Genomic DNA, 13,787 nt, shown 5'->3' on the forward strand with positions numbered 1-13,787 from the left:
TTGGGTTTGGCGAAGACCCGGGGTTACCAGCTCGCGCCGCGACTTCTCCCTGGGATTATGGCTCCCGGATCGGCGCGCGCTTGAGGCGCGCTTGTCCGGGACGACAGCGGGGGATGGCCGATAGCGTTCCCTCACCCAACCGAATCTTAACGAATGGTTGCTATTCCCCAAGGCGACCGCATCAAGCCTGCCGCAGCATGCGCGACGCCGTGGGGATCCCGACTTGGCCGTGATGGATGCAGAACCCGCAACGACCGGACCGGCCGGGCTTATCGCGCGGCTGCGGGCCAGGCTTTCGGGCGGATCGAGCGAGGCATCGCTGACGCGGCGGCTGGCCGGCACCATCTTCATCATCCGCGTGATCAGCGCAGGGCTCGCCTATTTGTCGCAGGTCTTGCTCGCGCGCTGGATGGGCACCTCCGACTATGGCATCTATGTCTATGTCTGGACCTGGGTGCTGCTGCTCGGCAGCATGATGGATTTCGGCATCTCCGCCTCCGCGCAAAAGATCATCCCGGAGTACCGCACCAGCGGCGAGCACGCGCTGCTGCGGGGTTTTCTCTCCGGCAGCCGCTGGCTGACCTTTGCTGTCTCCGCACTGGTGTCGCTCGCCCTTGCCGGCGTCGTGAAATTGCTGTCGCCCTGGATCAACCCCGCCGAGGAACTGCCGCTCTATATCGGCTGCATGACGCTGCCCGCCTTCGTGGTCGCCAACACCCAGGACGGCATCGCGCGCTCGCATGACTGGATGCAACTCGGCCTGATGCCGCAATTCATCATCCGCCAGGCGCTGATCATCGGCATCACGGCCAGCGCCTTCCTGCTCGGCTATCATCTCGGCGCGGTCGCCGCGATGGTCGCGAGCGCCGGCGCCGTGTGGATCGCGATGGCCGGGCAGATGGTGGTGCTGAACCGCAAGCTCGCCGATCACATCGAGCCGGGCCCCAAGGCCTACGACGTCGGCGGCTGGCTCGCGGTGTCGCTGCCGATCCTGCTGGTTGAGAGTTTCTACCTGCTACTGTCCTACACCGACGTGCTGGTGCTGCAGCAATTCCGCCCGTCCGACGAGGTTGGTGTCTACTTCGCGGTGGTGAAGACGCTGGCGCTGGTGTCCTTCATCCACTACGCGATGTCGGCGACGACGGCGCATCGCTTCGCCGAGTACAATGCAAGCGGCGACAAGGCGCGCCTGTCGGCTTACGTGGCGCACGCCATCAACTGGACGTTCTGGCCGTCGCTGGCCGCGACCGCCGTGCTGCTCGGGCTCGGCAAGCCACTGCTCTGGCTGTTCGGGCCGCAATTTGTGGTCGGCTACGACATCATGTTCGTCGCCGCGATCGGCCTCGTCGTGCGCGCCGCGATCGGCCCGGTCGAACGCCTGCTCAACATGCTCGGCCAGCAGAAGATCTGCGCGCTCGCCTACGCGTTCGCCTTCGCGATGAATGTCGTGCTCTGCGTCGCGCTGGTGCCGCGCTACGGCGGCCATGGCGCCGCGGCTGCGACCTCGATCTCGCTCACCTTCGAGACGGTGCTGCTGTTCTGGATCGTGCGGCAACGGCTGGGCCTGCACGTGCTGGCGTTTGGGAACTAGCCGCCACGCGCCTGCGCTCGCCTGCTGGCTGGGGAACGGTTCCTTTGCGGCATGCTGGAGAAGGAGACGAAACTCCCACCCGTTCATAGCCGACAGCACGATTTTTCTTATTCCGTCCCAACCAGTTGCGCCCCAGGGAAAGTTTATTCTACGTCGTATTGCCCAACCGACGAGATGAACCTAAGATTCCCCGGACATGATCGATCCGCTCTATGTCGCCTCCGGATTTGGCGTCGGCCTGCTTGTCGGGATGACCGGCGTGGGCGGCGGCTCGTTGATGACGCCGCTGCTGATCCTGCTGTTCGGCGTCCATCCCGCAACAGCCGTCGGCACCGACCTGCTCTATGCCGCTGCCACCAAGACCGGCGGCAGCGTGGTGCATGGCTGGTCGCGCAGCGTGCACTGGCCGGCGGTGCTGCGGCTGGCCGGCGGCAGCATTCCAGCCAGCGCGCTGACGCTGCTGGTGCTGTGGAAGCTCGACCTCAAAAACGATTCCGAGCGCAGCCTCGTCAATCTCGTGCTGTGCTTCGCGCTGGTGCTGACCGCGACGTCGCTGATCTTCCGCAAGTCGATCATGGAGCGCTACCGCAATCGTCTCGAGCAGGTCGACGAGCGCACCACTGCGATCGCAACCGTGGTCACCGGCATCGTGCTCGGCGTGCTGGTCTCGATCTCATCGGTCGGCGCCGGCGCGGTCGGCGTGAGCGTGCTGCTGCTGCTCTACCCGCGTCAGCCGATTGCAACCATCGTCGGCTCCGACATCGCCCACGCGGTGCCGCTGACCCTGGTCGCAGGCATGGGACATTGGGCGCTCGGCGATGTCGATTGGGGGCTGATGGGCGTGCTGCTGCTGGGCTCGCTGCCCGGCATCGTCGTCGGCAGCTTCAGCGCGACGCGCGTCCCCGAGACAGTGCTGCGCCTGACGCTTGCCTGCGTGCTGTTCCTGGTCGCCGGCAAGATCATGTTTGCAGAGCTGAACCTGTCCTCGGCATTCGTGACGGCACTGGCCTGGGGCCATTGAGTCGGAAAACGGCCGCCCCGTTCTCCCGTCATCGCCCGGCTTGACCGGGCGATCCAGGGCGCATTCAATCGCTCGTCGCAACATGCTGTGTATCGCTCACTCGGAGCAATTGGTCGAGAGTTTCCGCTGGTGTTTTCCAGCCCAGGGTTTTCCTAGGCCTGGTATTGAGAGCAAGAGCGACGCCCTCAAGGTCATCGGCGTTGTGCATGCTGAGATCGGTCCCTTTGGGAAAGTACTGGCGCAGCAACCCATTGGTGTTCTCGTTGGTGCCGCGCTGCCATGGGCTATGAGGGTCGCAGAAGTAGACCTGCACGCCTGCGTCAATTCTCAGACGTGCATGCTGAGCCAACTCAGCTCCTTGATCCCAGGTCAGCGACCGGCGCAGTTGCTCGGGCATGGTGAAGATTGCGCGGGTGATGGCGTCGCGCACGGCTTCAGCGCCATGTCCGGCGAGTGCAGATCCTTTCACCCCAGCTTCCCGTTCCTGGTCCGTCATACGCGGCAGATGCAACAGGATGGTAAAACGGGTCGTACGCTCCACCAGGGTGCCGATCGCGGAGCTTCCCAGACCCATAATGAGGTCACCTTCCCAGTGGCCCGGCACCGCTCGATCAGCGGCCTCCGCCGGACGCTGACTGATCATGATCTCGGAAGGAATGAAGCTTCGGCCTTTACGGACGCGCGCTCTCGGCATCCGCAATGCCCGCCCGGTGCGCAAGCAGGCCGTCAGTTCGCGGCGCAAAGCTCCTCGACCCTGCACATAAAGCGCCTGATAGATCGCCTCGTGACTGATGCGCATCGCCTCATCCTCGGGAAAGTCGAGCCGAAGTCGCCGAGGAATCTGTTCGGGGCTCCATGCCCTCGCCCAGCGTCGGTTTTGCCGATGCACAGCCCGGCGTCCCTTCCACACGACCTTCGGGCCAACGAGGAGTTCCCCGTTCGGCTTGGCGATCATACCGGCAAGCCTGTCCTGCACATAATCCCGCAGGGCCGGATTGACTACCAACTTCGCCAACTTGGGCCGTCGGGCAGACCGATCAGCGTGCCATTGTGCTGTGGTCGCTCGGTACTCTGGAGCACCGTGGCGGCGCGCCACATTGCGCCGGAGTTCACGAGAGATCGTGCATGGAAGCCGATCGAGCCGACGAGCGATGGCTCGCACCCCATGACCCTGTGCACGCAGGATGGCAATCTCCTCACGTTCCGCGAACGAGAGGTAGCGCTCCGATGCAGGCTTGGACGACCGCGATAAATGTGTTGGCGGCATACCGCCTGCCCTCCGGAACCAGCGTACTCCGATCGCCGGCGACACCCCGGCCTCAACCGCAGCATCCTCGCTCGATCGTCCCGAAGCAATCGCAGCCCAGAACGGTCTGTAATGCCTTCGTAGGGCCTCTCGGGCCGACCTGATCGCACATAGTTCTCCATCGCAACCTCCTTTGCTGAAGTGTTGCGACGAGCGGTTGAATCCGCCCAGTATTCCGGAGGCTCACGTTGGTGAACTCGCTCTTGCAACTTCCGCCGCGGCGTATTGGATGCCCCGGTCCCGGCTCCGCCAAGGCCTGCACGAGCGCTCGGCACGCCGAAGCTTCAGCGAAGGCGGCAAGCCGGGGCATGACAGAGTGCGAAATTACTCCGCGGTCCAACCACCATCGATTGACAGGTTGGTGCCGGTGATCTGCGCGGCATCGTCGCCGCACAGGAACAAAGCGAGCGCGGCGACCTGCTCGGAGGTGACGAACTCCTTGGTCGGCTGCGCGTCGAGCAGCACGTCGTTGATGACTTGCTCGCGCGTCAGGTTGCGCGCTTTCATGGTGTCGGGAATCTGCTTCTCCACCAGCGGCGTCCAGACATAGCCCGGGCTGATGCAGTTGCAGGTGATCTTGTGGGTCGCCACTTCCAGCGCCACGGTTTTGGTCAGGCCGGCGATGCCGTGCTTGGCCGACACGTAAGCCGACTTGAACGGCGACGCGACCAGGGAGTGCGCCGAGGCGGTATTGATGATGCGGCCCCAACCCTTCTTCTTCATGCCGGGGACGACGGCGCGGATGGCATGGAAGGCCGAAGACAGGTTGATCGCGATGATCTGGTCCCACTTCTCCGGGGGGAATTCCTCGATCGGCGAGACGAACTGGATGCCGGCATTGTTGACGAGGATGTCGACCGAGCCGAAGGTCTTCTCGCCGAGCGCGATCATCTGCGCGATCTCGGCCGGCTTGGTCATGTCGGCGGGCGAGTAGACCGCCTTCACACCGAAATCGGACTCGATCTTCGAACGTTCCTTCTCGATGTCTTCAGGGGAGCCGAAGCCGTTGATGACGACGTTAGCGCCGGCGGCGGCGAAGGCGCGCGCATAAGCAAGCCCGATGCCGCTGGTCGAACCGGTCACGACGGCGTTCTTGCCTGAGAGAGTACCCATCTTATTCGCTCCTTTTTGCCGGGGTGACGTCCCCCGTGAGATCGTAGGTCACCATGGTCTCGCCGGATTGCGGCTGCTCGAGCCAGTCCTTGTGGCGCATCGACAGATGCACGTCGCGCACGCCGGCCTCCCAATGCTCGACCATGGCGACATGCGAGAAGTCGTAATCCTTGGACGAGGATTCGTAGTTCTTGCTGCGGTAGATCAGATGCACCACGGTGACCGTGCTCTCACGAGATGCCTTCGCAAGGAACTCGACGGAAGGGTCGTTCCTGAGATAATCGGGCAGTTTGGAAATCAGGTCGCGCACGGCCCGGCGGGCATTGTGGATCTGCTTGTTCTTGTCGGTGTTCATCCGCGTGCGGCTGGAGAAGCGGATGTCCTTCTCGCGCTCGGCGGCCTCGAGCAGCGAATTCGGCAGGTCGCCGCGCGCACTGAACAGGTCGACCTGAAAGATTAGCATGTCGCGATCGACCTCGGCATCGAGCACGTAGTCGAGCGGCGTGTTGGAGGCGATGCCGCCGTCCCAGTAATGCTCGCCGTCGATCACCACGGACGGGAAGCCTGGCGGCAGCGCACCGGAAGCCATGATGTGCTCGGGGCCGATTTTCTTGCCGAGCTTCTTGAACTCGTAATTGTCGAAATATCTAAAGTTGCCCGAGGTGACGCTGACCGCGCCGACCGACAGGCGGGTCTTGACGTCGTTGATGCGGTCGAAATCGACCAGGCGCTCCAGCGTCTTCTTCAGCGGCGCAGTGTCGTAATAGCTTTCGGCTTCGGGATGGCCCGGCGGCCAGAGCGGCGCGGGCGGGACGCGCGGGACGAAGAAGCCGGGTACGCCGAAGGTCGCGATCAGTGCGGCGCTGGTCGAGTTGAACAGCTCGCGGCTGTGGTCGCTCTTGCCGATCGGTTTCCACGGCACCGGCGCGGACACCATCTCCCAGAATTCCTTCAGGCGCTTGACGCGGGTGTGGCCCTCGTTGCCGGCGATGATGGCGGCGTTGACCGCGCCGATCGAGATGCCGGCGACCCATTCCGGCTCGAAACCGGAGCCGCACAGCGCCTGATAGGCGCCGGCTTGGTACGAGCCGAGCGCGCCGCCGCCCTGGAGGACCAGGACGCGTTGCGCATTCGCGGGGACGCTGGCGGATTCCGGGCTATGATCGGTCATAAGGGAACAATAGCAATGGCAAGCCACCGTGGCGACAGTTTCGCGGCGGCGTCAATGCATCCCGGCATCAAGTCTGGCTTATCGTTCCGTCGAGGCCAGGATCATGGTCCAGAACACCTTGTATTTGGTGCCCGGAGCATAGCTCGCCGCTATTCCCAGTTTTGTGACACCGCTCTTGAGCATGTTGGCACGGTGCGGAGGCGAGTCGCGCCAGCCGGAAAACGCTTCGGCCAGCGTATGATAGCCGGCCGAGATGTTCTCGACCGCCACGGTCGCGGGGTAGCCGCCGGCGACAAGGCGCTTGGCCAGGGGCGCGCGGACGTCATGGTCCATCTTGTTGGCCGCCGCCATGGCCTGGGATTGGGATTCGGCGAGCCGCATCAAATCGGGATCGACCACGACGGTACCGAGCATGTTGTTCTGGCGGTATTGCGAGATCATCACCGCGGCGGCCTGCGCATCGAGCTGGGCGCCGGGCACAGCCATATCGGCATACATCGACGGCTGCTGGACCGGCGGCTCATTGCCGGCGCAGCCGGCGAGCAGCAAAAGAATGAGAATTGCGGCCGCAGCGCGCATGAATCGGGACCCCCAAATGAGGGGCCGTTGTTGCATACCAACCGTGGCTGAAAGGTGAATTTTGAGGAAAATCGTAGCTGTCATTCCGGGGCAGTACGCAGCACTGAACCCGGAATCTTGCGCCATAACCTCGAGATTCCGGCTTCGCGCTGACGCGCGCCCCGGAACGACGGAAGATTTCTAGCCGGCAAAGATCCGGTAGCGGCGGGGCTCGAGGCCGATGGTGTCGCCGGTGCGCAGTTCCTTGTCGCGAGGGGCGTCGATCTCAATGGTTTCGCCGCCCGACAGGCCGATCTCGGCGCGCTGCACCGGGCCGAAATTGCGCACGTGCTGAACCGTGCCCTCGAAGGCGCCGCTGCCAGGCGGACCGACCAGCATGTCATGTCGCCGCACGAACAGTCTTGACGCGCCAGGCGCAAGGCCGTCCGCTGCCAGCAGCAGCGGCCGGTCGCCGAGCCTGATCACGCCGCCTTCGATCTGCACCGGGAGCTCGATGGATTCGCCGATGAAGCCGTGGACGAACGCGGTCGCCGGGGTCTCGTAGACATCGTCGGGCGAGCCGATCTGCTCGATCCTTCCCTTGTCCATCACCACGACGCGGTTGGCGACTTCCAGCGCCTCCTCCTGGTCGTGGGTGACGAAGATCGAGGTGACGTTGATCTCGTGATGCAGCGAGCGCAGCCATCGGCGAAGTTCTTTCCGCACCTTCGCGTCGAGCGCACCGAACGGCTCGTCGAGCAACAGGATGCGCGGCTCGATCGCGAGCGCGCGGGCGAGCGCGATGCGCTGGCGCTGGCCACCGGAAAGCTGGCTCGGATAGCGGTCGGCGAGCCAGTCGAGCTGCACGAGGTCGAGCAACTCTTTGACGCGTACACGGATGGCGGACTCATCCTTGCGGACCGCGCGGGGCTGTACGCGCAGGCCAAACGCGACGTTCTCGAACACGCTCATGTGGCGGAACAGCGCGTAGTGCTGGAACACGAAGCCGACGTGACGTTCGCGCGCGCCCTGCGCCAGCGCGTCCTCGCCGTTGAAGGAGACGTCGCCGGAATCCGGCCAGTCGAGTCCGGCGATGATCCGCAGCAGCGTGGTCTTGCCCGAGCCGGAGGGACCGAGCAGCGCCAGCAGCTCGCCATTGTCGACCTTGAGGTCGACGCCGTCGAGCGCTTTAAAGCTGCCGAACGTCTTGACGAGATTTCTGACTTCAATGGTCATTGACGTCGTGTCCTTCGTCGAGGTGGCGTTCAAGAATGGTCTTGGCGATCAGCGTGATCAGCGCCAGCATCGCCAGCAGCGAGGCGATCGCAAACGCAGCGACGAACTGGTACTCGTTATAGAGAATCTCGACCAGCAGCGGCATGGTGTTGGTCTCGCCGCGGATGTGGCCGGAGACGACGGAGACCGCGCCGAACTCGCCCATCGCGCGCGCATTGCAGAGCAGGACGCCATAGAGCACGCCCCATTTGATGTTGGGCAGCGTGACGCGGAAGAAGGTTTGCAGGCCGGAGGCGCCGAGCGAGATCGCGGCCTCCTCCTCCTGCGTGCCCTGCTCCTGCATCAAGGGGATCAGCGCGCGCGCCACGAACGGGAACGTGACAAAGGTGGTGGCGAGCGCGATGCCGGGTACCGCGAACAGGATCTGGATGTCATGATCCCGCAGCCAGCTGCCGAAATAGCCCTGCGCACCGAACAGCAGCACGAAGACAAGGCCGGAAATCACCGGGCTGACCGAGAACGGCAGGTCGATCAGCGTGATCAGGAAGGTCTTTCCCCTGAATTCGAACTTCGCAATCGCCCATGCGGCGACGAGGCCGAACACGAGATTGAGGCCGACCGAGATTGCCGCCACCACCAGCGTCAGCTTGATCGCGGACAACGCTTCCGGCTCGGCGAGTGCGGCGAAATAAGCCAGAGCGCCTCGCGAGAACGCCTGCGCAAACACCACGACCAGCGGCAGCACAACGAAGACGGACAGGAATAGCACCGCGAGCGCGATGATGATCGCGCGCACCGCTCGCGGCTCGGTGCGCAGGCTGTCGCGCGCCGCGGCCGCGTGTGCACGTGCGCGCGCATCCGGCGACGACAGCGAGAGAGAATCTGCGATCTGCATCGTCATGATCCGCCCTCAGCGCGCCGGAATCCGGCGCTGCGCCCAGCGCTGGAGCCGGTTGACGGCGAAGATGATGACGAAGGACACGACGAGCATGACCACCGCGATGGCGGTCGCATCGGCGTAGCGGAATTCGGAGAGCCGGATCACGATCAGCAGCGGTGCGATCTCGGAAAGATTCGGCAGATTGCCGGCGATGAAGATCACCGAGCCGTATTCACCAACCGCGCGGGCGAAGGCGAGCGCAAGCCCGGTGAGCAGCGCCGGCGCGAGCGAGGGCAGGATGACGCGGATGATGGTCTGCCAGCGGCTGGCGCCGAGGCTACCCGCAGCCTCCTCGATCTCGGGGTCGAGGTCCTGCAGCACCGGCTGCACGGTGCGCACCACGAAGGGAATGCCGATGAAGATCATGGCGATGAAGATGCCGACCGGCGTGAAGGCGACCTTGATGCCGAGTGCGGCGAGCGGCGCGCCGAGCCAGCCCTTTTCGGCGAACAACGCCGTCAGCGCGACGCCGGCGACCGCGGTGGGCAGCGCGAACGGCACATCGACGATGGCGTCGAACAAACGCCGGCCGGGAAACCGGTAGCGCACCAGCGCCCAGACGATGATGCTGCCCATCACGAGATTGACGCAGGCCGCCGCAAAGGCAAGGCCGAACGAGACGCGGAGCGCATTCAGGGTGCGGCGGCTGGAAAGGATGTTCCAGAACTGCTCGGGGCTGAGCTCGAGCGACTTCAGGAACAGGCCGGCCAGCGGAATCAAAATGATGATCGACAGCCAGGACAGCGTCAGTCCCATCGTGAGACCAAAGCCCGGCAACGTCCGGCGTCGTACTGCGATTGCGCTCACACTGTCCTCTGTTGAAGCCCCCTCGACAGCGCGCGATCAGTTCTTGTAGATCTGATCGAAGACGCCGCCATCGGCAAAGTGTTCCTTCTGCGCCTTGGTCCAGCCGCCGAACACATCGTCGATCGTGAACAGCTCGACCTTTGCGAAGGCGTTTTCATACTTTTTAGCGATCTCGGCATCGCGCGGACGGTAGAAGTTGCGCGCTGCGATCTCCTGCCCCTCCTTGGTGTACCAGTACTGGAGATAGGCATCGGCGGCGTTGCGGGTGCCTTTTTTGGCGGCAACCTTGTCGACGATCGCGACCGGCGGCTCGGCGAGGATCGATTGCGGCGGCGCCACGATCTCGAATTTTTCGGGGCCGAATTCCTTCAGCGCGAGATGCGCCTCGTTCTCCCAGGCGAGCAGCACGTCGCCGACGCCGCGCTCGACGAAGGTCACGGTGGCGCCGCGCGCGCCGGTGTCGAGCACCGGCACCTGCTGATAGAGCTTGCCGATGAACTCCTTGGCCTTGTCAGCCGAGCCGTATTTCTTCTGCGCAAAGCCCCAAGCCGCCAGATAATTCCAGCGCGCGCCGCCCGAGGTCTTCGGATTCGGCGTGATCACGGCAACGCCGGGCTTGAGCAGATCGTCCCAATCCGTGATGGCCTTGGGATTGCCCTTGCGCACCAGGAACACGATGGTCGAGGTGTAGGGTGATGAATTCTGCGGCAGGCGCTTCTGCCAGTCGGCCGCGGTGAGGCCTTTGTTTGCGATGGCGTCGATGTCATAGGCGAGTGCGAGCGTCACCACGTCGGCCTGCAACCCGTCGATCACGGCGCGCGCCTGCGAGCCGCTGCCGCCATGCGACTGCTTGATCTCGACGCTCTTGCCGGTTTCCCTCTGATAGGCGTTCGCGAACGCCTTGTTGAATTCGGCATAGAGCTCGCGCGTCGGATCGTACGACACGTTCAACAGGTTGATGTCAGCAGCGAGAGCCGCGCTTGCCACCAAAGCCGTTACGAGCAGTCCTGCAGCGAGCGGAACGATACGGCGCATCATGTCCATCTCCATTCACTTCGACGACCTCAATGTCGGCGAAGGCATGCAGGCGAAACTCGTGGCGAAACGCTCTCAAGTCAACGGAACCGGATTTTCTTGTTCGTAGCCGGGCAGATCGACTGTGCTACGAAGTCTTCATCGTGTGGATGCCGCATTCTGTCTTGGCCCGGCCGCGCCAGCGGCCCGCGCGTGCATCCTCGCCCTCGGCCGTTCTGCTCGTGCAGGGCATGCACCCGACAGAGAGAAATCCCGACGCAGCCAAAGGATGCCGCGGCAATTTGGCGCGGACGAAAATCGCTTCGAGTTCCTCGCGCGAGACGTTGGCGAACGGATTGAACTTCAACCGCGCGCCGTCGTCCTCGACCACCGGAATGTGGGCGCGCGCATTGCCTTGGAAACGCTTACGCCCGTTGAGCCAGGCTGAGAACGGTTTTAATGCGCGCGCCAGCGGTTCCACCTTGCGGATACGGCAGCATGCATCGGGATCGGAGAACCAGAGGTCGCGGTCGGGATCTTCCCGCGACAGCGTTTCCACGGCCGGCTTGATCGAGCGGACGTCCTTCAGGCCCAGCGTTTCGATCAGGGTGTCGCGATAGGCCAGCGTCTCCTCGAACAGCCAGCCGGTGTCGAGGAAGATCACGGGGATGGCGGGATCGACGTCCGCCATCACCTTGAGCAGCGTCGCCGATTCCGTGCCGAACGACGACACCAGCGCGAGCTTGTCGCGCGCGACCGTCTTCAGCGCCGCGGCGATGATCTCTGCGGGCGAGGCAGCGCGCAAGGCGCGATCGAGCTCCGCCGCTGAGGGCAGCGCAGAGACGGTCGAGACCTGAGGCGAGATCGCGTTCACGTGCCAACACCTTCGGAATGACGCAGCTGCATGCGCCGGTGCAGCGCCGTGATGCGGCCATCGCCGGTCGGCTGGTAGAACACCGAGTAGCGTTTTGCAGTCTGCATGAAGGCTTCTGCGTCAGCCTGCTTCTTGACGTCGAAGGAATCGAAGCCGGCGCGCAGCATGAACACGAACTGGTCGCGCAGCACTTGGCCGGTGGCGCGCAATTCGCCGCGATAATCGTAACGCTCGCGCAGCAGCCGCGCCTGGCTGTAGGCACGCCCGTCGCGGAAGGTCGGGAATACCAGCGCCACCGCGGCGACCTTGCCGAGATACGGCACGAGCTCGTCGATGTCGCGGTTGTTCGGCCAGATCACGCCGACCTTGCCGGCGCGCTTGAGCAAGCCTTCGGCCTCGCCCAGGAAGCGTTCGGCCGGCACCAGGATGTCGCCGCTCTCGGGCAGCGGCGTGTCGACGGCGAGCTTGACGAAGCTGTCGTCGGCGATCTTTCCGCCGTTAACGAGTGGCATAGACGCGCTCCTTGAAGGGTTCGACGCCGAGCCGCTTCACGGTGTCCATGAACAGCTCCTCGGGCCGCTCGCGCAGCGCCAGATAGGCTTCCACGATATCCTCGACGACGTCGGCGACCTCGTCGAACTTGACGCCGGGACCGATCAGAGTGCCGAGCCCGGCGTTTTCGTCGGCACGGCCGCCGATGGTGATCTGGTAGACCTCCTCGCCGTTCTTCTCGACGCCGAGAATGCCGATATGGCCGACATGGTGATGGCCGCAGGCATTGATGCAGCCGGAGATGTTGATGTGGAGCCGGCCGATCAGATTGGCGAGCTCGTGATTGGCGAAGCGCCGCGTCAGCTCCTGCGCGATCGGGATCGAGCGCGCATTCGCCAGCGAGCAATAGTCGAGCCCGGGGCAGGCGATGATATCGGTGATCAGGTTGACGTTGGGCGTTGCCAGGCCAAGCTTGTCGAGCGCCTTCCACAGCGCCGGCAGGTCGCGCTTGGCGACGTGCGGCAGTGCGAGGTTCTGCTCGTGGCCGACGCGGATCTCGCCGAAGGAATATCTGTCGGCGAGATCGGCAAGCGCATCCATCTGCTCGGCGGTGGCATCGCCCGGAGGCTTGCCGATCGGCTTCAGCGAGATGGTGACGATGGAATAGCCCTGCACCTTATGCGCGGCCACTGAGTTCTTGCGCCATGCCTCGAAGTCAGGATCGGCCGCGGCCTGGCGCAGCTCGTCCGGCATGTGCGGCAGCTTCTCGTAAGCGGGATAGGTGAAGCGCGAGCGGATGTCCTCGATCACCTCGTCGTCGATCTGGAGCGAGGAGTTGCGGATGTGCTGCCACTCGTCGTCGACCTCGCGGGAGAATTTCTCGATGCCGAGCTCGTGCACCAGGATCTTAATGCGCGCCTTGTAGATGTTGTCGCGGCGGCCGTACTGATTGTAGACGCGCAGGATCGCCTCGATATAGCTGAGGATGTCGCGGCCGTGCACGAAGTGCTTGATGGTCTTGGCGATGAACGGCGTGCGGCCGAGACCGCCGCCGACGAGAACCTCGAAGCCGGTCTCGCCCTTCTCGTTCTTGATCAGGCGCAGACCGATGTCGTGGATCTTGATCGCGGCGCGGTCGTGATCCGATGCGGTGATCGCGATCTTGAATTTGCGCGGCAGGAAGGAGAATTCCGGATGCAGCGTGGTGTGCTGGCGGATCAGCTCCGACCAGATGCGCGGGTCCTCGATCTCGCCCGGCGCGACGCCGGCCCACTGGTCCGAGGTGACGTTGCGCATGTTGTTGCCGGAGGTCTGCATCGCGTGGATGCCGACTTTGGCAAGATCGGCCAGCGCATCGGGCAGTTCGGCGAGCTTGATCCAGTTGAACTGGATGTTCTGCCGCGTGGTGAAATGGCCGTAGCCGCGGTCGTATTTGCGCGCGACATGCGCCAGCGCCCGCAATTGCTTTGATGCCAGCGTCCCATAGGGAATCGCGACGCGGAACATGTAGGCGTGCAGCTGCAAATAGACCCCGTTCTGGAGCCGCAGGAGCTTGAACTCGTCCTCGGTGAGTTCGCCGGAGAGGCGGCGCTTCACCTGATCGCGGAACTCCGAGACGCGCTCGTTGACGAGCGTGCGGTCAATTTCGTCGTAAGCGTACATAG

Annotated in this window: 13 protein-coding genes; 2 read left to right on the forward strand and 11 right to left on the reverse strand. The window is 64.0% G+C overall.

Translation table 11 applies throughout. From position 1 onward, the window contains the following. Positions 1 to 223 precede the first annotated feature (223 nt). Together JJB99_RS33120 and JJB99_RS33125 are read left to right on the forward strand one after the other, a co-directional pair. Positions 224 to 1,591 carry an oligosaccharide flippase family protein gene (locus tag JJB99_RS33120; protein ID WP_433995743.1) on the forward strand — a complete coding sequence of 456 codons (1,368 nt, stop codon included), beginning with the start codon at positions 224 to 226 and terminating at the stop codon, positions 1,589 to 1,591. A gap of 196 nt (positions 1,592 to 1,787) precedes the next feature. Then, positions 1,788 to 2,612 carry a sulfite exporter TauE/SafE family protein gene (locus JJB99_RS33125; protein WP_200496308.1) on the forward strand — a complete coding sequence of 275 codons (825 nt, stop codon included), beginning with the start codon at positions 1,788 to 1,790 and terminating at the stop codon, positions 2,610 to 2,612. A gap of 64 nt (positions 2,613 to 2,676) precedes the next feature. Here JJB99_RS33125 and JJB99_RS33130 read toward each other — a convergent pair whose 3' ends face one another. The 11 genes from JJB99_RS33130 to JJB99_RS33180 all read right to left on the reverse strand — a co-directional run bounded on the left by JJB99_RS33130 (position 2,677) and on the right by JJB99_RS33180 (position 13,785). After that, a complete protein-coding gene (locus JJB99_RS33130; RefSeq protein ID WP_433995803.1) occupies positions 2,677 to 4,023 on the reverse strand; it encodes an IS30 family transposase in 1,347 nt (448 codons plus the stop codon). Positions 4,024 to 4,242: 219 nt separating this feature from the next. Further along, positions 4,243 to 5,031: a 3-hydroxybutyrate dehydrogenase gene (locus JJB99_RS33135; RefSeq protein WP_200496310.1), complete on the reverse strand. Its 789-nt coding sequence runs from the start codon at positions 5,029 to 5,031 to the stop codon at positions 4,243 to 4,245. 1 nt (position 5,032) lies between these two features. After that, positions 5,033 to 6,202 carry a DUF3734 domain-containing protein gene (locus JJB99_RS33140; protein WP_200496311.1) on the reverse strand — a complete coding sequence of 390 codons (1,170 nt, stop codon included), beginning with the start codon at positions 6,200 to 6,202 and terminating at the stop codon, positions 5,033 to 5,035. Between the two features lie 78 nt (positions 6,203 to 6,280). Then, positions 6,281 to 6,781, reverse strand: coding sequence for a CAP domain-containing protein (locus JJB99_RS33145; protein WP_200496312.1), 501 nt, complete (start codon positions 6,779 to 6,781; stop codon positions 6,281 to 6,283). A gap of 180 nt (positions 6,782 to 6,961) precedes the next feature. Then, positions 6,962 to 7,996, reverse strand: coding sequence for a sulfate/molybdate ABC transporter ATP-binding protein (locus JJB99_RS33150; RefSeq protein WP_200496313.1), 1,035 nt, complete (start codon positions 7,994 to 7,996; stop codon positions 6,962 to 6,964). Next, complete coding sequence (gene cysW / locus JJB99_RS33155; protein WP_200496314.1) at positions 7,986 to 8,897, reverse strand: sulfate ABC transporter permease subunit CysW; 912 nt, start codon at positions 8,895 to 8,897, stop codon at positions 7,986 to 7,988. The genes JJB99_RS33150 and cysW overlap by 11 nt, the downstream gene beginning before the upstream one ends. A 9-nt stretch (positions 8,898 to 8,906) precedes the next feature. After that, the gene (gene cysT, locus JJB99_RS33160; RefSeq protein WP_246775352.1) at positions 8,907 to 9,692 is read right to left on the reverse strand and encodes a sulfate ABC transporter permease subunit CysT; all 786 of its coding nucleotides are present in this window, start codon (positions 9,690 to 9,692) and stop codon (positions 8,907 to 8,909) included. 87 nt (positions 9,693 to 9,779) lie between these two features. Then, entirely contained in the window at positions 9,780 to 10,781 is a 1,002-nt protein-coding gene (locus JJB99_RS33165) for a sulfate ABC transporter substrate-binding protein (protein WP_200496316.1), read from the reverse strand. 124 nt (positions 10,782 to 10,905) lie between these two features. Then, positions 10,906 to 11,631 (reverse strand): phosphoadenylyl-sulfate reductase, encoded by a 726-nt coding sequence (locus JJB99_RS33170; protein WP_200496317.1) that lies wholly within the window; start codon positions 11,629 to 11,631, stop codon positions 10,906 to 10,908. Then, on the reverse strand, positions 11,628 to 12,143 hold the full coding sequence (locus JJB99_RS33175) for a DUF934 domain-containing protein (RefSeq protein ID WP_200496318.1): 516 nt from the start codon (positions 12,141 to 12,143) through the stop codon (positions 11,628 to 11,630). The genes JJB99_RS33170 and JJB99_RS33175 overlap by 4 nt, the downstream gene beginning before the upstream one ends. Then, positions 12,130 to 13,785 (reverse strand): nitrite/sulfite reductase, encoded by a 1,656-nt coding sequence (locus JJB99_RS33180; RefSeq protein WP_200496319.1) that lies wholly within the window; start codon positions 13,783 to 13,785, stop codon positions 12,130 to 12,132. Before JJB99_RS33180 ends, JJB99_RS33175 begins: the two co-directional genes overlap by 14 nt. Positions 13,786 to 13,787: the final 2 nt, after the last annotated feature.

This window comes from Bradyrhizobium diazoefficiens, from assembly GCF_016616235.1.
In the GTDB taxonomy this organism is placed as follows: domain Bacteria; phylum Pseudomonadota; class Alphaproteobacteria; order Rhizobiales; family Xanthobacteraceae; genus Bradyrhizobium; species Bradyrhizobium diazoefficiens_H.